Origin of the sequence: Flavobacterium sp. FlaQc-48 (assembly GCF_044007335.1) — a bacterium.
Lineage (GTDB): Bacteria > Bacteroidota > Bacteroidia > Flavobacteriales > Flavobacteriaceae > Flavobacterium.
The window spans coordinates 126,015-144,992 of the sequence record NZ_JBIPCR010000004.1; the positions used below are offsets into that span (position 1 = coordinate 126,015).

21 protein-coding genes and 1 pseudogene are annotated in these 18,978 nt (G+C 33.3%); 5 read left to right on the forward strand and 17 right to left on the reverse strand.

All coding sequences use genetic code 11. The annotated features are described in order from the left end of the window. Both ACHRWY_RS08030 and ACHRWY_RS08035 read right to left on the reverse strand, forming a co-directional pair. A pseudogene (locus tag ACHRWY_RS08030) lies at positions 1-327 on the reverse strand (DUF6934 family protein). Positions 328-660: 333 nt separating this feature from the next. Next, positions 661-1,137 carry a DUF3592 domain-containing protein gene (locus ACHRWY_RS08035; RefSeq protein WP_395353744.1) on the reverse strand — a complete coding sequence of 159 codons (477 nt, stop codon included), beginning with the start codon at positions 1,135-1,137 and terminating at the stop codon, positions 661-663. A gap of 195 nt (positions 1,138-1,332) precedes the next feature. Between ACHRWY_RS08035 and ACHRWY_RS08040 the strand changes: the two genes are divergently transcribed. Then, positions 1,333-1,671, forward strand: a complete 339-nt coding sequence (locus ACHRWY_RS08040) for a hypothetical protein (protein ID WP_395353745.1) — start codon at positions 1,333-1,335, stop codon at positions 1,669-1,671. 321 nt (positions 1,672-1,992) lie between these two features. On the opposite strand, the gene ACHRWY_RS08045 is transcribed toward ACHRWY_RS08040, so the two are convergent. The 3 genes from ACHRWY_RS08045 to ACHRWY_RS08055 all read right to left on the reverse strand — a co-directional run bounded on the left by ACHRWY_RS08045 (position 1,993) and on the right by ACHRWY_RS08055 (position 4,819). Next, positions 1,993-2,511 (reverse strand): hypothetical protein, encoded by a 519-nt coding sequence (locus ACHRWY_RS08045; RefSeq protein WP_395353746.1) that lies wholly within the window; start codon positions 2,509-2,511, stop codon positions 1,993-1,995. 197 nt (positions 2,512-2,708) lie between these two features. After that, positions 2,709-3,899, reverse strand: coding sequence for a hypothetical protein (locus ACHRWY_RS08050; protein ID WP_395353747.1), 1,191 nt, complete (start codon positions 3,897-3,899; stop codon positions 2,709-2,711). Between the two features lie 530 nt (positions 3,900-4,429). Continuing rightward, positions 4,430-4,819, reverse strand: coding sequence for a hypothetical protein (locus ACHRWY_RS08055; protein WP_395353748.1), 390 nt, complete (start codon positions 4,817-4,819; stop codon positions 4,430-4,432). Positions 4,820-5,197: 378 nt separating this feature from the next. On the opposite strand from ACHRWY_RS08055, the gene prfA reads away from it, so the two are divergent. Next, a complete protein-coding gene (gene prfA, locus ACHRWY_RS08060) occupies positions 5,198-6,274 on the forward strand; it encodes a peptide chain release factor 1 (protein ID WP_026981929.1) in 1,077 nt (358 codons plus the stop codon). A gap of 595 nt (positions 6,275-6,869) precedes the next feature. Here the strand turns inward: prfA and ACHRWY_RS08065 are convergent. From ACHRWY_RS08065 to ACHRWY_RS08115, 11 genes are all read right to left on the reverse strand, one after another. Continuing rightward, the gene (locus tag ACHRWY_RS08065) at positions 6,870-7,241 is read right to left on the reverse strand and encodes a hypothetical protein (RefSeq protein ID WP_395353749.1); all 372 of its coding nucleotides are present in this window, start codon (positions 7,239-7,241) and stop codon (positions 6,870-6,872) included. A 23-nt stretch (positions 7,242-7,264) separates the two neighbouring features. Continuing rightward, positions 7,265-7,645 (reverse strand): hypothetical protein, encoded by a 381-nt coding sequence (locus ACHRWY_RS08070; protein WP_395353750.1) that lies wholly within the window; start codon positions 7,643-7,645, stop codon positions 7,265-7,267. A 35-nt stretch (positions 7,646-7,680) separates the two neighbouring features. Next, positions 7,681-7,965, reverse strand: coding sequence for a YtxH domain-containing protein (locus tag ACHRWY_RS08075; RefSeq protein ID WP_395353751.1), 285 nt, complete (start codon positions 7,963-7,965; stop codon positions 7,681-7,683). Positions 7,966-8,019: 54 nt separating this feature from the next. Further along, complete coding sequence (locus ACHRWY_RS08080; protein WP_109746162.1) at positions 8,020-8,172, reverse strand: lmo0937 family membrane protein; 153 nt, start codon at positions 8,170-8,172, stop codon at positions 8,020-8,022. A gap of 37 nt (positions 8,173-8,209) precedes the next feature. After that, entirely contained in the window at positions 8,210-8,863 is a 654-nt protein-coding gene (locus ACHRWY_RS08085) for a porin family protein (RefSeq protein WP_395353752.1), read from the reverse strand. 39 nt (positions 8,864-8,902) lie between these two features. Next, positions 8,903-9,472 (reverse strand): DUF4142 domain-containing protein, encoded by a 570-nt coding sequence (locus tag ACHRWY_RS08090; RefSeq protein WP_395353753.1) that lies wholly within the window; start codon positions 9,470-9,472, stop codon positions 8,903-8,905. Positions 9,473-9,783: 311 nt separating this feature from the next. After that, positions 9,784-11,568, reverse strand: coding sequence for a CHASE3 domain-containing protein (locus tag ACHRWY_RS08095; RefSeq protein ID WP_395353754.1), 1,785 nt, complete (start codon positions 11,566-11,568; stop codon positions 9,784-9,786). A 10-nt stretch (positions 11,569-11,578) separates the two neighbouring features. Next, entirely contained in the window at positions 11,579-12,028 is a 450-nt protein-coding gene (locus ACHRWY_RS08100) for a response regulator (RefSeq protein ID WP_395353755.1), read from the reverse strand. 20 nt (positions 12,029-12,048) lie between these two features. After that, positions 12,049-12,600: a helix-turn-helix domain-containing protein gene (locus ACHRWY_RS08105; RefSeq protein WP_395353756.1), complete on the reverse strand. Its 552-nt coding sequence runs from the start codon at positions 12,598-12,600 to the stop codon at positions 12,049-12,051. A gap of 157 nt (positions 12,601-12,757) precedes the next feature. Then, the gene (locus tag ACHRWY_RS08110) at positions 12,758-12,943 is read right to left on the reverse strand and encodes a CsbD family protein (protein WP_055098382.1); all 186 of its coding nucleotides are present in this window, start codon (positions 12,941-12,943) and stop codon (positions 12,758-12,760) included. A 107-nt stretch (positions 12,944-13,050) separates the two neighbouring features. Next, the gene (locus tag ACHRWY_RS08115) at positions 13,051-13,524 is read right to left on the reverse strand and encodes a Dps family protein (protein ID WP_395353757.1); all 474 of its coding nucleotides are present in this window, start codon (positions 13,522-13,524) and stop codon (positions 13,051-13,053) included. A 164-nt stretch (positions 13,525-13,688) separates the two neighbouring features. Between ACHRWY_RS08115 and ACHRWY_RS08120 the strand changes: the two genes are divergently transcribed. The 3 genes from ACHRWY_RS08120 (at position 13,689) to ACHRWY_RS08130 (ending at position 17,843) form a co-directional block, all read left to right on the forward strand. Then, entirely contained in the window at positions 13,689-15,872 is a 2,184-nt protein-coding gene (locus ACHRWY_RS08120; RefSeq protein WP_395353758.1) for a DUF5723 family protein, read from the forward strand. 115 nt (positions 15,873-15,987) lie between these two features. After that, positions 15,988-16,830, forward strand: a complete 843-nt coding sequence (pyrF, locus tag ACHRWY_RS08125) for an orotidine-5'-phosphate decarboxylase (RefSeq protein WP_395353759.1) — start codon at positions 15,988-15,990, stop codon at positions 16,828-16,830. A 212-nt stretch (positions 16,831-17,042) separates the two neighbouring features. Then, on the forward strand, positions 17,043-17,843 hold the full coding sequence (locus ACHRWY_RS08130; protein ID WP_395353760.1) for an ABC transporter substrate-binding protein: 801 nt from the start codon (positions 17,043-17,045) through the stop codon (positions 17,841-17,843). A 150-nt stretch (positions 17,844-17,993) separates the two neighbouring features. On the opposite strand, the gene ACHRWY_RS08135 is transcribed toward ACHRWY_RS08130, so the two are convergent. Beyond that, on the reverse strand, positions 17,994-18,914 hold the full coding sequence (locus ACHRWY_RS08135) for a helix-turn-helix domain-containing protein (protein ID WP_395353761.1): 921 nt from the start codon (positions 18,912-18,914) through the stop codon (positions 17,994-17,996). Positions 18,915-18,978: the final 64 nt, after the last annotated feature.

Consider the following 18,978-nt stretch of genomic DNA (forward strand, 5'->3'; position numbering starts at 1 on the left):
TTATTTTCTTTTAATAATAAATCCGTAAAAATCACCATTTGGATCAAAAGGAACGTCAAAAACATCTCCATTTTTATCTTCCATTGCACGAAAGATATGAAATGTTTCTGACAACTCTTCAAGATTAAGTGATATAGCTCTTCTGTATAATCTAGTTCATGCTTTAGTACTGCCTTTAATGAAAATATTTCTCTCTGGATATATTTCTGAAAATGTATAAGCTGATTTGGCAACTGTAGCCAAAACTTCATTCCTGTCTCCATTATCACTTACAACTAAATCGTCTATGATGTATATATTTTGGATTGGGTCAAAAACTAAATAAATCTTGCTGTCGAATTATTAAAATTTAAAGTATATTTCTCGTCAAAATCTTCATTTTTGTTATAGGAAAAAGTAATCATATTGTCTTTTGCGGTCCATTTTCCTTTTCCATAGTTATTGGTTTCCGGTGCAGTTCCGCCCTGATTTAAGGTTAGTTTATATTCTATGATATGTTTCCCTTCTTCACCAAGTGAACGTGTATAATTGCCAACGAAATTGTTTGATTGTGCGAATATTGTAGGTTGAAAATTAAAAGTAAAGTGGTTAGTAGTAGTTTCATCGACTTAAATTTTAAGATATTGTGTGATCTGTATTTTCGGAAAGGTTTTTAGTTTATTAAAATATATCATTATATCCGAGCAAATTTCCAACCGAAATCCAGCTAAAAACTAAGCCTACAACAATCAGGATTATTAAGCCAAAGTAGTTAAAATTATCTTTTAGAATAAATTTTTCAGGATCATTTGGATTGTAGATTATTTTAATAGTTTTATTTAGGTTTCTCTGGTAAGATTGAAATTTATCTAAATCTGATGATGTATGTAAAAAAGGTTTTCCTGTAAAATTGATTCCTTCAGAGATTTCAAACTCAATGATAGGCGTTTTATAACCTTCCTCATCTAATTCGTACGATACAATTTTCGCATGCTTCTCGATGCCGTTTTTGTTAATCCGAATCAAAAATGAAAAACTGTAAATGGCATAATATAATGCTAATGTTCCCATCATTAAGAAACAAATTACGGGTTTGTAAAGCATGAAGAAAATAAAAGCAATAGCGAAAACTACCCCAAATTCTTTGTTTAACTGCATTTAATATTGGTTTTACTTTTAATGTTTTAATGATTTAAATTATGACGAATATAAAGTTAAATATTCTAATTTAATACTCTTTTTTATACAATCGGTTGAATACAACTGATTGTATGCAATCACCTAAAAATAATCTATTGTTTGTAGTTTCGTTTTGATGAAAATCAAAATCAAAAATTCAATTAAATTTCAATCATGGAAATACAACATACACAACAAGTCAGAGATTTTTTAGAATCAATGAGTAGAATGAATAAATTCACTACGCTAAAATCAGAGGATAATAATGATAATTCGTTTAGTGTACCGCTAAAGGTTTCCGGTTATAACGAACTTAATCTAATGGTTTCAGATCTTCTGAAAGCAAGTATCGTTTTAATGAATAAGGAAGCCCGAAGTTTGGCTGTTTTTGAATCAGATACGGATATTAATGTCGTGACTTTGCTTGAAATTGCCTTGCAGCTTTTACCTGATCAGGAAATGGAAATATTGGATGATTTGCATAAGATTTGTTTAAAGTCTAATGCGAAATAAGATTTCTATTTCAATCAATGTTAGGTATTAAAAATGACCAATAAAAATATAAGTGTTCCAAAGAATATGACTCCAACCATATGATTTAAAGAGCTGTTTCCTTCCTTTTTTTTGTTACTGCCATTTGGTGACCATATACTTGAGAATGTCGTAAAGTCATCGTCGTTTAGTAAACATCTTAAGTTTAAATAAAGGAATCTAACTAATGCTCCTAAATACTCCAATAAAATTCGACCAGAAATTATTTCTATAAAATCCATTTGTATGAATTCTTGTTTAGGATTAGCGTAATGATTGAGTTTTCAGTTTTGTGTTCTTCGGCTAGCGCGAGCGTCGCGCTCGTGTTCGCGAAAAGATATATCTTTTTTTCCACCAAAATATATTCCAATTATATCTAATTCCGCCCAATTCCCAATTAACATCAAATTTATTTTTTTTGTTATTTAGATATGGAGGTAATGCTATTTTACAATGCAACATTGGTGGATTGTTAACTATTGTTTTTATATAATCAGGAGGCAGTTCGCTTTTAAGAAAATAGCTTATTTCGATTATGGTTCTATGCTTTTCTGATTTATAAACATGTAGATTTACATCATAAATCAAATCGTAAATTTCTTTTAGGCTAATTGTTACTTCTTTAAAGCTTTTTGGTATTTTCTTCTTATTGAGCTTATTTCTATTACTACGTTGAATAAAAAAGTTTTCACCTTCTGCTTCGGAAATATTTGAAAGTATAAACATTAAATTTCTTGAAATAGCATTCCAACAATTTAGATTTACCAGATCAAGTAATCTTATTGTTAGATTTTCTATTTCTTCTTCAATATTCTTTTCCATATTCCAATGCTTGATTATGTATATTTCTCGTTGTTATATTTTGCAATAATATGATTTTATTTCTTTGTGGCTTATTGAAGTGTGTACGAAGTCGGGAGACTTCGCACAGCGATCGCGATAATGGAAACACTTCGTAGAGCGGGGGGGGGGGGGGGGCTTGGGAAAGTAGGCATATTTTTTTTTATTAAATTAAAACACTACTTAATTATGAAATCAATAATATTCTTCTCTAAGTCCTTTAAAATTAAGTTAATAAGTTCATTGCCTTCAATATATGGCTTAAAAATCATTTTATTCTTAATGGATTCTTTAAACTTGGTAAGTCTATTCCATTCAGTTTCTATTTTAAGTTTTTCTGGTGAATCTAAAGATATAACAGGTGCTGTTGAAAAAAAATAAGCCATACCAATTGGATGATTTGATTTTGATGTATCTAGAGCTTGAAATAACTCTTCTACGGTACCTGATTCAAATCTTTCACTATTAGTATTTATATCAATTGTTGGTGTTCCTAATTTATGTTTGAAAATGGTCACCACGAAATCAGATTCTGTGATTATTTTTTCATTTATTACATCTTGAGGATAACCATTTTGTGATGCCAAATCTTCCCAACCATTAACTATTATTCTAAATCCACAATGCTTTTCGTGTAAATCTCTTCTGAATTTAACTTCCAGTGAATCAAGAAGTATTTTTCTTTCAGACGCAGTATCACCAGGAGAAGCAATAACGACCCGAATCGCATCAGATTTTTTTGCTTTTCTTTTTTGTATTTTACTTGTACTTTTTTTAATATCTGATAGAATATTCTTGTTCCATCTTGAGTATTCTGATAAAACATTCATTAAGACTTTTAAATCTTTAAAAATTTTAAAGTCATCTTCCGACATTAATGATTCTGAAATTCTTTCCAAACAATTTGAACAAAAGCCTGCTTGTCTCATTCCTGAATCAATTCCACTTTTGTCATATAAAAAATCATACATACACCCAGTATTTTCATAATGTCTAAATTCTGGGCGATTTATATAAAGTGCCAAATAATATATTATAAAATGCAATGTCCCATTTGACATTGGTAAATCTGTTAAATAATCCCAATCATAAAATGAAAAAATGGCTAAATTATTTTCATCATGCATAAAAAAATTATCTATGTATTGTTTGTCAGTAAAACAAAATAATTTATCATATTCTTTAGAAACAACTTTTATTTGATTTTCAACATCTTCAAATGTTTTAGACTTTGTCATTAATTCATTAGGAAAAGATATTAAATTTGAGTTGAATTCAAATTTAACAAAATCTGTTTTTTGATTTAAAAACTTAGTTAGTAATTCAAAATTAATTGGTAAATCCTTATCAAGAAGTAAAAGTATTTTCATAAATTTATTTGTATCTGGTTGTTTCTACATTGCTAAAAAATTGATTTATGAGCACAGAGTAAAAATCCGCACAATCTAAAGTGAAAATTTATTTACTATATGAATTATTTAGTTTTTATAAATTTTTACCAATTTGTAAATCATATAATTTTTACAAAAAACAAACTTCGTCTTTAATTTAAATTAATCACCACGTAAAAACACCTGATTTTATTTAATGATTTTCGATAAAATTAAATCCCTATAATTCAAATATTTTACGGAAATCCATAAAAGCCAATTAAAACCCGACAACCCTAGCCCTGATAGAAGCGGCATCCTTTTTAGGTAAACGAAAACATCTCATTTGTCTCTAAAAGATCTGCCTAAAAAGATATAGCGGATAGCAGGAAACAGCTCCTAAAAACCTTTCTAATCAGTTCAAATTTAAAACCTTAAAGAAACTAGCTCTGATAGAAGTAACAATAAAAAATACGCAAAAAGTCAGAAAAACTTTTTGCGCATTTTTACTTCAGCACTAAAGAGTTTAGTTACTGTGTTTGTTTTGTCAATATTTTAAATTGTAATTTAAAACTTTCCAGTTTAATTAGATAGAATATAGAAAACAGTAACACCCAGGCAATAAATGTCAAAAGTAGACTTGTGAAATTATAATCTATAAATGCGGCATATTGGCAAAAGAAACCAAAAAATATAAGCAGAATAAAATTATACAAAATGGCATTTTTTAAATTCATTTTGATACAGCCCGTTAGAAAATTCCAATTGGCAAGATGGTCAGAGATTATAATTTTTGAGGAATTTGATAAATCAAATACAACATTTTGAGAAAATTCGAGGGACACAACAATAACCTGATTTTTTACTTTGTATTTGTAATTATTCTCCTCTAAGATTTTTGTGATTTTATTTAGTTCCATCTTTAGATTTATTTTGTTTCTGATTTTTTAGATTGTGACAGGCCTATTTTTTCTCATTAGAAATTCAAATATAGATGTTTAGTAAGTAAAGTATTAATCGATAATCGGGTATTTCTAGTCGAAATTCGGTTAAATGGACGTATTAAGAAGATTTTATTTTGTGAATCATTATGTGGTGATTAACATTGATTCGGATTGTAAAAGCCTAAAAAGATAAAGCGGATAGCAGGACAGGGGAGATAGCGATTGACGAAGTACGAAGCTCCAAAAAACGAACCTAATTCCACTAAATTTCATGCTCAAAAAACACAAACCATCAATACTAGAATTTTAAACAAAAATTTCGTAAATTTGCACTCCAATAAAAGGAATTAGAAAATGTTAGATAGACTTCAAATAGTAAAACAACGTTTCGACGAGATTTCGGACTTGATTATCCAGCCGGATGTTATTTCTGATCAGAAACGTTATGTGCAATTGAATCAGGAGTACAAAAACCTGAAAGCATTGGCTGAAAAGCGTGATGAATATGTGCTTTTGATGGCTAATATAGATGAGGCAAACGAAATTATTGCTGATGGAAGTGATGCAGATATGACCGAAATGGCCAAAATGCAGCTAGATGAAGCAAAAGAAAGATTGCCGGAACTTGAAGAAGAAATCAAGTTTATGTTGATCCCTAAAGATCCTGAAGATGCTAAAAACGTAATGGTCGAGATTCGTGCCGGAACGGGTGGGGATGAAGCGAGTATCTTTGCAGGAGATTTATTCAGAATGTATACGAAGTATTGCGAGAACCAGGGTTGGAGAACTTCTGTAGTAGATATGAACGAAGGAACTTCCGGAGGTTTCAAAGAGGTTATTTTTGAAGTTTCGGGCGAGGATGTTTACGGAACTTTGAAGTTTGAAGCCGGAGTACACCGTGTACAACGTGTGCCTCAGACTGAAACACAGGGTCGTGTGCATACCTCTGCGGCTACGGTAATGGTTTTACCGGAAGCAGAAGAGTTTGATGTACAAATTGATATGAACGACGTTCGTGTTGATTTCTTCTGTTCATCAGGACCTGGAGGACAATCTGTAAATACAACGAAATCTGCAGTACGTTTAACGCACATTCCAACCGGATTGGTGGCGCAATGTCAGGATCAGAAATCACAGCATAAAAACAAAGATAAAGCACTGAACGTTTTACGTTCTCGTTTATACGAACAGGAATTGGCTAAGAAAGAGGCCGAAGATGCTACAAAACGTACATCACAGGTAAGTTCAGGTGACCGTTCGGCTAAAATTCGTACCTACAACTACGCACAAGGCCGTGTAACCGATCACCGTGTTGGTTTGACATTATACGATTTAGGAAATATCATGAATGGTGACATTCAGAAAATTGTTGCCGAGCTTCAATTGGTAAACAATATGGAGAAATTGAAGGAAGCTTCAGAAGTTTTTTAAATTTCTTAGACTTCTTAGACTTCTTAGATTTTTAGATTTTTAGATTGTTGGACTTCTTAGATTGTTGGACTTCTTAGATTATAAAAAAATATCCCGTTTCACTAATCGTGAAACGGGATATTTTTTTGATGTATAGGGATTAATAAACTGAATATAAACATGGATCAAGGTTTCGACCTTGGGGTGTGATAGTGATCATTTATTGTAATTATGTATTGTTATTACATCATATTCCTTGGGTAAACCTTTTTTTTCTTAGCAGCTTAGAGACTTAGCAAACTTAGCCACTTAAAACAAAAAGAGACTGTTTCACTATGGTGTAACAGTCTCTTTTTTAGTTCAGACTAAGTCTTGTTTTAAGTTTGCAAAGAAACCTTTGCGCCTTTGTAACTTAGTGTCTTTGAACCTCAATAAAATATATAGTGAAGGATATTAACTCTTTAACCGTTTGTTTAAAAACGTATAAAGCAAGTTAGATACCTAGAAATACTCTCGAGAATTCGAAACATTTATATAGGTTCGAGTAAACGTATACACCATTTTTTAATACTATTTCGCTTAACTTTTCCATAATACATAAATTTATGTTAGACAATTACTCTCTTGATGGTTCTTGTTGATATGATTCCTCACGGGAGGCTTCATGTGTTTTTTTTGAAACTAAATTAGTCACGGCAAGTTGTAATACAGATCCCAAAATGCTTTTAAACATCGAAGTGCTTTTTCCTACTACAAATCGTTTTGCGAGGTAGCCAATTCCGATACTTATGGCAGATTGTGCCATGTTGCTTTTAAATCCCACAGTTTCGTTCATTTCCTCGACTGTGTTTTTGATGAGGTTCAGGGGCTTTAAATTGTCCTTAATTTCATCGATTTCGTCTTTAATAGAACACCATTCTCTTTCCTGTCGAATTTCTAATTCCTGAATCTTCTGATCTAATGAATCAAAGGTGTAAATAGTTTCCATAACAGTCTTTTTTAGGGTATTGATTAATTTAAATCAGGATTAGTTTCTTTTTTAGTTTCTTTTAAAATACTGGAAATAATCATGTTTCCAATAGGTGTTTTAATAATCTTGTGTTGCAGGCTGTGCATGACCACGGCAACGACCAGATAAAAAAGGGCTACGATAAAAAAACCGTAATAATATTCTCCAAGGAGTTTACCAAGCCATAAACTAATCCCTATATTCAGGAACAGGGTAAAAAATGCAACAACAGCTCCAACTGCTATTCTAGATGTAAGTGTTGATAAAACATCAGCTACTGCAGATACCGTTTTAAGTTTTAGTAATTCTAAACTTGTTTTGGTATAATTCTCTGCTTTTTCATAAAGATTTAAGTTCTCGTTTGTCGTTGCATTTGATTCCATGATATAGGGTATTTATGGTTTAAAAAGTTCACTCTTTAGTAGTTCGTTTTTACAGTTTTTGCTTCATCTTTAATAGTGTTGAAGTCTTCTTTTGCCTGGTTGAATTTTGCTTTTCCTTCTTCGATAATATCTTTACCGTTTGAAGTAATTGTGCTTACAATATCATCAAATTTGGCTTTTGCTTTATCTCCGTAATCTTTAGATTTATCTGAGATTTTTTTTCTTGTGTTTGACCCTTTGTCCGGTGCAAATAATACACCTAAAAATGCTCCTGCAGCTGCAGCTCCTAAAATTCCTAAAATTGTGTTACTCGTTTTCATAATATTTGATTTAGTGATTAATATAATTATTTAATAATGTTTGATTTCTTTTTTTTAAACTTCACGACCTTTAATAAGTCGGAACAGAATTGCGATAATGGCAATTACCAGTAATATGTGTATGATACTTCCAAGGCTGTAAACAAAGAACCCAAGGGCCCATAGAATCACCAGGATTACTGCGATTGTATATAATAAATTTGACATGGTTTTTATATTAAGGGGTTAATAATTGTGTTTTTTCCTAGTTTAACTTATACGAAAGGTATAAAGTCAAATTGCTGTTTTTTGCATCCGGGAAAGTATAAGTTGTTCCTGTTATTGCATCAGTTCTTTCTTTACCAACATTTGTTAGACCGTAGTTGTAACGTAAACCTATACTAATTGGGTTAAAATCTACTCCAACACCTGCAGCAATACCGGCATCAAACTTGTTTAGATCATCTCTGTCAATTTCTTGTTCAAAACTTACATCTCCGCTACCCGTTACTTTTGAACTTACCAGGTATGATGCATAACCACCGGCATGAACGTTAAAATTTTTGGTGATATTTACCCTTACTAATAAAGGAACTTCGATATAGTTTAATTTGAATTTTGCATCTCCTGAAGCAAAGGCATTGTCATATTCTAATTTTGCTCCTTTTGTAGTAAACAAAATCTCTGGCTGTATGGCTACGAAATCTGAAATAGGTAATGTGGCATAAACCCCTGCGTTAAATCCGTATAATACATTATTGTCATTTACGTCATCTCCGCTACCGTATAGATTAGACATGTTAAATCCTCCTTTAACACCAAACTCTGTATTTACATTATTGTCCTGAGCGTGTAGCATTCCAAATGAAGCTGTTAAAAAAAGTGTTAAGGCGCATAAAAAATTTGATTGCATTTTCATAGTTAAAAATAATTTAGTTAATAATAGATATATAGGCATTTAATTAATCTCGTTTTTAATCTTTTGCATTTCGCGCAAAATCTGATACTGTTCAGGTAAATATTGTAATACCAGTTTTAATATTGTTTTGTCGTTTGTTTCTCTCGAAATCGATTCTAACAACTTAATTTGCTCTTGTAAGGATTCTGTAACAGAATTCAGATAAGTGGCATTAAAATCAGTACTACTGGCGTCAATCAGGTCGTATAAATCTATTTTATGTGTTGCATTTATTTCGGTAATGATAACGAGCTTTCTGTTCGCCATTTCGGATATATCCTGCAACAATTGGTTCTGATTGATTTCTATTTTTTTACTCAACTCCAGTATCGTAAAATCTGAACTTTTTTGTTGTGCAATTTGACTTTTCGAAATAATGGATTTACTCACATTTGCCGTTGCAATAAAAAAGAAGGCTTCGATTTCTTCTTTTTCCGTTTTAGTAAAAGTTTCATTTTTTAAAGAGATTTCTACCGGATTTATTTTTTTGCATGAAGCCATACAAACTGTGATTGCCAATAAAAAAAGTACTCTAAAAATTGTCGCTTTTATGCGGGGCGCTGCTTTCATTCTTACTTCATAAAGTATTACATTACAAAGATGCTAACGAAACAAACATTTTACTTTACAGCATAAAAAAGAATCTTTATATAATTCCCATAATCGATTTATTTACGAGATTATCCTTTGGTTTTCAAGGGTTTGTTGAAGGTGGGTTTAAGGCAAAAAAAAAGAAACCATAGTAGTTGCTATGATTTCTTTTTGTGTTGGGATAAAATGCAGTACACTTTTATTTTCTTACATATTAATATAGTCCCTGGTTTTTAGTTTCGGTTTTCGGTTGGTTGTTGTTGCAAACTGAGACTGAAAACTCAAAACTTCTATTCCGGAAGAAAAACGGTAAAAACAGATCCTTTTCCAGGAGTGCTGTCGGCTACAATATGTCCTTTATGATTGTCGACGATTTTTTTGCAAATGGCTAAACCAATTCCGGTTCCCGGATAATCAGTTTTAGAATGCAAACGCTGAAACAAAACAAAAATAGTTTCTTTAAACTGAGGGTCAAACCCCATTCCGTTATCCGTGAAAGTAATTTTATGGAATTTCTTAATATTCGGTTCCAGTAAATCCGGATAATCGCTTGAATTAACTTTTTCGCTTTCGATTGTAATTTCAGGTATACTGTCTGGCTGACTGTATTTTAAAGAATTTCCAATCAGGTTTATAAAAAGTTGTTCAATCTGATACGGTATAACAGCAAGTTTAGGCAATTTTGATGTCGTAATTATGGCTTTCTTTTCTTCGATTATTTCAGCCAGTTCCGATTCTGCATTTTCAAGCAAATCGTTTAAGCTTAGTTTTATAAACTCCTTTTTAGTGGTATTGGTTCTCGAGAATAAAAGCAAATCGTCAATTAAAACACGCATTCTTTTTGCCGAAACTTCAATTTTAGAAAGGTAATCCCTGGCACTTTGAGACATAACAGCTTTGTCAGCATCTGAAACCCTTGAAATAAAGGTCTGGATTTTTCGTAATGGCTCTTGTAAATCGTGACTCGCAACATGGTTAAAAGAGGCTAGTTCTTTATTGCTTTTTTCCAGTTCTCTGTTACGTTCCTGAAGTTCTATGTTGAGCAAATGCTCATCGGTAATATCAAAGTTAATTCCCAGTAAAATTTTGCTTCCGTGCTGATCCGTTAGCAGTTTTCCGGTCGATTTAAAATACCTGATTTCATAATCCGGACGTGTTATTTTGTAATAGACAAACGGCAATTGTTTTTTCTCGACAATGCCTTCCATTGATTTTGCAACGGTTGCCCTGTCATCAGGATGTACAAATTCAAGAAAAGTGGCTTTTTCAGGAACAAAGGCATTGGGTTCAAAGCCCAATAAACGATATTGGTTGTCAGAATAATCGATTTTATTCGAATCTAAGTCCCATTGCCAGGTGCTGAATTTTCCAATACTTTCAGATTCGGCCATCAGTCCGCTCGAAATCAATAGTTTTTTATTGTAGATTTTGAGACGTTCAAAGTCACGGCTAATTTGTCTGTAGGCCAATAAAATAAAACTTAACGCTACGAGAAACAAGGAAATAGAAAATATAGGGCTTAGAGAAATTTCGGCAGCATAAATTTTAAGTCTTTTTGCTAAGTAATTTTTCTCGATGTCGTTCATTTCGTCTACCTGAAAACGAATGTTCTCCATCAGGATTCGACCGCCAAACATATGATTGTCGAGTTTTCGCTTATCATATGTTTTGGGATCGCTGTATTTTAAACAATTTTCAAAAGAAACAAAACGCTGAATAATGAGTTTAAATAACTTTTGAAGATTTTGCTGCTGTTTTGGGTTATCAGCAGTTAGTTTTTTTAAGGTAATGAACGAGGTGTTGACTTTATCGCGTGAATAAATATAAGGCGTCAAAAATCGGGCATTTCGTGTTATAATATAACCACGTTGTCCCGTTTCGGCGTCTTTTATTGCAGACATTAATCGCTCTAATTGAATGTTTATTTCGTACGTATGCATGACCACTTTACTGGACTCATCGAGATCCCGATTGTGTTTGTATGCAATAGAAGAAAGAAATAACAGAATGAAAACCGCGATTACAAATATAACTCTCAATGAGTTTGAAGAATTAAAATTTGGGATCCATTTCATTGGTAAACTCTTATTTTAGGCGCAACAAGAAATTATCACGATTTAACCCGGAGGTATGATAGTGCCAGTTTACAGTAACGACTTCATTAATTATTTTTTTAAGCGTATTAAAATCGCTTGGCTTTTTGATATAAATATTGGCTCCCTCAATAAAAGTATCTTCAATATCTTCTTCAGATGATGAAGTAGAATAGATGGCAATAATTATGTTTTTAAGGTGTTCTGTTTTTTTAATTTCAATCAGACATTCTTTACCGGTTTTTTTCGGCATATTCAAATCCAGAAACAAAATATCCGGCAATTTATTGTCCGGATTCATTAAATGATCCATTAATTGCATTCCGTCATGAACAAAATCAACTTTTGTCTGAATTTTTATTTCTTCAAAAGCATCCTTAAAAAAAAGGCGATCATCTTCGTCGTCATCAGCCAATAGAATGTATAATGCGTTTTTTTGCATTTTAGTGGGGTATTTGGGTTTTATTTTAAATTTTCTCTACGTTTCTTAATTATTCTCTGAAAAGCCGATGGCGTAATTCCGGTTGTATTTTTAAACTGGGTACTCAAATGGGCAACACTCGAATAGTTCAGTAAAAAAGCAATCTCGGTCAAACTCATTTCATTAATAATAATTAATTGCTTGGCTCTTTCAATTTTTTGTAAAATGATAAAATTTTCAATAGAAGAATAGGTTACTTCAGAAAAAACATTCGATAAATAACCATAACTGTGGTTGAGTTTCTCTGCTAAAAATACAGAACTTTTATAATTATTACTGTCTTCCATGAAAACAAGTTCAATTATGGCGTCTTTTATTTTCTGGACCAAAACGCTTTTCTGATTTTCAACCACTTCAAAACCACAAGGTAATAAATTATTTTTTAAAGCCTCGAGTGCATCCGCATCAAAATTGTCTGCAATTTCAATTTCACCAAATCCCAGGGTAGTAAAACTTACGTTGTTTTGTTCCAGGTTTTGTTTTAAAAATAGCGAACAAATGGTGTTTATGTCGAACTTTATAAATAGCTTCATTTTATAAAAATTTGGTTAAAGATAATTAATTTATTTTTGGTTATAGAGTTTAATGCCGGTTAGCGATTTGCATCATGACAATATTTAAATAAAAGTCTCAAAAAAATACCGTCTAATAGGTGGTACTAGACGGTATTTTTGATTGAATAAGAAGGGGTTACAAATCTGCAATAATTTTACGAACCTCATCTTTAGTTTTTCCTAATTTTTGTTGAAGTTTTCCGTACATTTCGTCTTCTTTTCCTTCATCATATAGTAAATCATCATCTGTCAGGTCAGCATATTGTTGTTTTAATTTCCCTTTCAGCTCGTTCCAGTTTCCTTTTATTTCTGTAGTATTCATGATAATAGTTTTTTTGTTGTTTATAATAATGTAAAATTCCAAAATCTTCTTTGCATCTCTGTTATATGAATTTTGCAAAGCGTTTCATAATTCACATTTTGCTTTTTTTAGACCTGATAGCGGCGTAAAACCCAGGCCATTTTTTCATGTTCCTGAAGCAGGCCCGTTACAAAATCAGCTGATCCGGCATCGTGGCTTTCGTTTTCAAAAACCGGAATAAAACCTCTTAATTCTGTCACCACCTGTTCATGGTTTTCCAGAAGCTCTTCCAGCATGTGTTTTTGCGAAGCATATTCTTTTGGAGATTCTTTCAGGGTCGAATTCTCGATAAACTCCTTCATTGTTCCAATTGTTTTTTCGCCAAGCTGACTAATGCGTTCTGCAACTTCGTCGATATTGGCTTCCAGAATCCTGTATTGATCTTCAAATAATTTGTGCAGCTCCATAAAACTGTTTCCTGAAATGTTCCAGTGAAACTTTCTGGTTTTTACATATAGGGTCATTTCGTTTGATAATATCGTGGCAAGCATAGTAGTGCTTTTTTTTAAATTTTGCGGCGTGATTCCAATATGCAGACTCATAATGATTTGATTTAGGGTTCGTTACCAAAAATATAAAATAAGCAATTTGTTTTTCTTACATAATTTGTTGCAGATGTTACATGAATTCAATGTTTGCGTAACATAGATATGAATCTAAAAGTGTAGTTTTGCCGCCGAATTTACCTTAATAAACCAAATATTAAATGAAAAAAACTTTACTCAGTTTATTACTTATTACTCTTGCTTTTTCAGCCAAAGCCCAGTCTTATATGGGATATACGCATGATAATTATGCAGGTGTTCAGAGCGTGCTTTTTAATCCGGCATCGATTGCCGATTCCCGTTTTAAAACGGATATCAATTTGTTCTCTATTAGCGGATCTGTAGCAAATGATTTGTACGGAGTAAGCCTTTTTGATACCTATAAAAAAGGGTATGATTTTGACAGTCAGGCTAAAATGACACCAAAAAGCAACAATAATGGTATCGCAAATTTTGATATAATGGGCCCCTCTTTTATGTTTAATATTGCTCCCAAACACACTATTGCTTTGTTTACAAGAGCAAGATCTGTTACAAACGTAAGAAACATCAACGGAAGCCTTGTAGATCAGGTTAAAGAAGGACTGGATAAAGCGAGCGATTTTAATTTTAATGCCGGAAATGCCAATGGCGCTTCGAATACCTGGGCAGAACTTGGACTTTCGTATGCCGCAGTTTTATACCAGCAAAACCAACATTTTCTTAAAGGAGGTTTAACGGCAAAATACCTTCAGGGTGGCGTTAACGGATATGTTAAAGGAAATAATGTTACTTTAAAATACAATGAAAATACGGTACGCCCTGATCTGGGAACCCTTGTTTCAAGCGGACAAATTAGCGTGGGAACAAGTCAGGATTTTGAAGCAAAAGAAGATTACGAATTTGATTCAGCTGCAAGAGGGTTTGGTTTTGATCTGGGATTGGTGTACGAATGGAGACCGGATTATGAAAAATACGATTTAAGTAAAGCTAAAAAAGCAGATAATAACTTTCGCGACTTAAATAAATATAAAGTACGTTTTGGATTATCGGTTACGGATATCGGATCAATCAATTACAAAAATGCAAGACAGGATACCTACAATGTAAATGGTGTTATAACACAGCAAATGATTGATAATGCTGATAATTTCTATGATTTTCTTAACGAGCATTATACCAAAACATCTTCGACAAAAGGTATGAAAACCAATTTGCCTACAGCACTTCACGCAGATGTAGACTGGAATATGTACCGAAAATTTTATTTGAATGTTAACGGAGACATCAACATAGTTTCGGCCAATAAAATAAACGGTTACGGAATTGCAGATCGTGTAACTCTGACACCGCGTTACGAAAGCAGATGGTTTAGCTTTTATGTACCCGTGACGTATATGGAGTACAGCGGCATGCAGGTGGGTTCAGGATTACGGGTTGGGGCTTTCTTTATTGGTTCCGGATCTGTATGGACCAATTTAGTTTCGAAAGAATCAAAAGCTGCTGATTTTCATCTTGGGATAAAAATTCCGGTTTATGAGAAGAAATTCAAAGATACAGACGGAGACGGAATTATCGATAAAGAAGATGCCTGCAGAAAAGTAGCAGGCCCGGAAGAAAATAAAGGCTGTCCGTGGCCCGATACAGATGGAGATAAAGTTTTTGATAAAGACGATGCTTGTCCGGATGTTGCCGGTCCTGTAGAAAATAAAGGATGTCCCTGGAAAGATTCTGATGGCGATACGCTGTTGGACAATGTAGATGCTTGTCCTGCAATTGCCGGTCCGGTAGAAAACAAAGGTTGTCCGTGGCCAGACACAGACGGAGATGGAATTTTGGATAAAGACGATGCCTGCCCAACCGTTGCCGGTTTAGCCGAATACAAAGGTTGCCCGGTTTTAGACGCTGATAAAGACGGAGTTGCGGATAATGTAGATGACTGCCCGTTAATTTATGGTCCTGCAGATAATAAAGGGTGTCCTAAAGTTTCAAAAGCGACACTGGAGCAATTGAGGATGGAAGCAAAATCAATCTTTTTCACAACGGGTAAAGCTACTTTAAACGATGCCAGAAAAGGAGATACATCCGGAAGATTAGATGCGATAAAAGAAATTTTAAAGAACTATCCAAATGCTAAATTTGCTATTAACGGACACACAGATAATGTTGGAAATGCAAAAGCAAACCAAAAGTTATCCGAAGCCAGAGCAAAAGTGATTATGGACCTGTTAATTGAAAAAGGAGTAAATCCGGCAAACTTAACTTCTAAAGGTTATGGTGCTGCAAAACCGGTTAAATCAAATAAAACAGCTGCCGGAAGAGCAGAGAACAGAAGAACAGAAATTGTTTATTTGGGTAATTTATAAGCCTGAAATGAATATAAAGCCAAAAAGCCATTCGTAATTGAATGGCTTTTTTTATTTTTGCGTACTTCTAAAACAGAACTACTTCTAATGTAGTAGAAGAACTAAAAAATCAAGAATGACTACACAACAACTACACGAACAAATTCTTTTAAAAAAATCATTTTTATGCGTTGGATTAGATCCCGATCTGACCAAAATCCCGCCTCATTTATTAGAAACCGAAGATCCTATTTTCGAATTCAATAAAGCCATAATTGATGCCACGCATGATCTGGCAGTAGGGTACAAACCCAATACTGCATTTTTTGAGGCCTATGGTATAAAAGGATGGCTATCCTTGCAAAAGACAATAAACTATATCAACGGGAATTTTCCTGAAATTTTTACCATTGCCGATGCAAAACGTGGTGATATAGGCAATACGTCAAGCATGTATGCAAAAGCTTTTTTTGAAGATTTAAATTTTGACAGTGTAACCGTTGCGCCTTATATGGGCAAGGATTCAGTGGAGCCCTTTCTGGCTTTCGAAAACAAACATACGATCATGTTGGCATTGACTTCTAACGAAGGTGCTTTTGATTTTCAAACTTTAACCACAAACGGAACCCGAGGCGAAGCTAAAGAATTATACAAACAAGTTTTGGAAACGTCTAAAACCTGGAAAAACAGCCACAATCTAATGTATGTAGTTGGCGCTACCAAAGCAGAATATTTTGCCGATATCAGAAAAATTGTTCCGGACAGTTTTTTATTAGTTCCCGGAATTGGCGCTCAGGGCGGAAGTTTATCCGAAGTCTGCAAATACGGAATGAACGATCAAATCGGTTTATTGGTCAACTCAGCAAGGGCGATTATCTACGCTTCAAAAGGAACCGACTTTGCCGAAAAGGCAAGAGAAGAAGCTTTGAAGGTTCAACAGGAAATGGAAGAAATAATTAGTTTAAAGTTTCAGGTTTAAAGTTACTTTACTTTGAACATATATTTAACCGCAAAGTGAGCCAAGTTTTTTGGATCCTCGTGATTTTATAAAAATGCAAAGTTCGCAAAGCTTTATGTTCATTTAGCTTAGCGAACTTTGTGTTTACTGAACATACAATTAGATAAAAAACTTGACGCACTTTGCGGTAAAACCACACAATCCAACAACTTGAAACCTGAAACAAAATAAACATGAAACAACTAATTGATCAGCTCGGTACTATACATTCTTTTGAAAATTCTCCAAAAAGAATCATTTCTTTGGTGCCCTCTCAAACTGAATTGCTTTATGATTTGGGTTTAGAAGATAAAATCATCGGAATCACTAAATTTTGTGTACATCCATATCACTTAAAAGCAACAAAGAAAATCGTTGGTGGAACCAAGAAAATTCATTTTGAAAAGATAAAATTGCTGCAGCCTGATATCATCATTTGTAACAAAGAAGAAAACACAGCTGAAATAGTGGAGCAATTAAGTACCATTTGCCCGGTTTGGGTTACGAATATTGTTACTGTCGAAGATAATTTTCAGATGATTTCAGATTTTGGTCAACTCTTCAATTGCAGGACAGAATCTCAAAAATGGAATGACAAGCTGACTTTTGCTTTAAGCGATTTTAAAAAATATATTGAGGATATTCCGGTACAAAAAGCAGCTTATTTTATCTGGAAAAATCCGTTTATGGTGGCCGGAAATGATACTTATATCAATGAATTACTAAAACTTAATCATTTCTCTAATATCTACGAAAGCAAAGGGCGTTATCCTGAAATTGAACTCAAAAAAATGCGTCTGGAAGGCGATCCTGATATTGTTTTTCTTTCATCAGAGCCTTATCCGTTTAAAGAAGAAGATGCTTTCGAAATTGGACGTTTTACACATCATGCCAAAACCATCTTCGTCGATGGCGAAATGTTCTCCTGGCACGGCAGCCGATTGTTAAAGGCTTTTCCGTACTTTAAAATACTTCACGAAAGACTGAAAAACTAAAATTTAGTCTTAGGTTTTCTTTACTTTGAATATCATTTTACCGCAAAGTCCGCAAAGTTTTTTTAGGATTACGTTTTTATAAAAAAGAGAAGTTCGCAAAGCTTTGTATTGATTTAGCTTTGCGATAAAACATCCCCTTTTATTTAAAATTTAATTAAAGGAACTCCTGAATTCTAAAGGTGAAACATGGGTTTTGCTTTTAAATAATTTATTGAACGATTGCGGATATTCAAAACCCAATTGATACGCCATTTCACTTACACTTAAAGAGGTGGTAGTAAGTAACTCTTTTGCTTTTTCGATGATTTTATTATGAATGTGATGTTGGGTGCTTTGTCCCGTTAAAGAACGCAGCATATCACTCAGATAATTAGGAGAAACATGCAATTCATCAGAGATATAGGCCACAGTTGGTAATCCGAATTGCTGTACTTTATCACTTTCAAAATAATCAGACAATAACGCTTCTAATTGGGTTAAAAGAGTATTGTTGGCAGATTTTCGGGTAAGAAACTGTCGGTTGTAAAATCTGTTGCAGTAGTTAAGCAGTAATTCGATATGAGAAACCATCACGTCCTGACTAAAAGCATCAATAGATGAAGTATATTCATGCTCGATGTTTTTCATGATTCCGGTAATCATTCCCTGTTCCTTTTCAGAAAGATGCAAAGCTTCACTCACCGCATACGAGAAATAGCCGTAATCCTTGATGTTTTTGGCTAATGCGTAGTTCTGAATAAAATCAGGATGAATCACCAGCATTGCGCCGTATACGGATGTGTCAACAGAAACTTCTGTAGAAATAACCTGTCCGGGCGACATAAAAGTCATCACACCTTCGTCAAAATCATAATAATTTTGTCCGTATTTCATTTTTCCTGTAAAGCCTTTTTTGATGCAAACCGTATAAAAATCATAAACCACACTTTTTAAATTGTCATCAAAATGGCAGCTGATTTTACTTAAATCGACAAAACTCACAAGGGGATGTTCCGGTTTTGGAATTCTCAATAGGGCATGCATTTCTGAAATCGAATGAATCGTATACGGAATATGGGCTTCTTTTTTCATGATACAATATATAGGATATTTAAAGAAAGGTATAAGGAGGAAAAGCTACCGTAAAGATACCTTT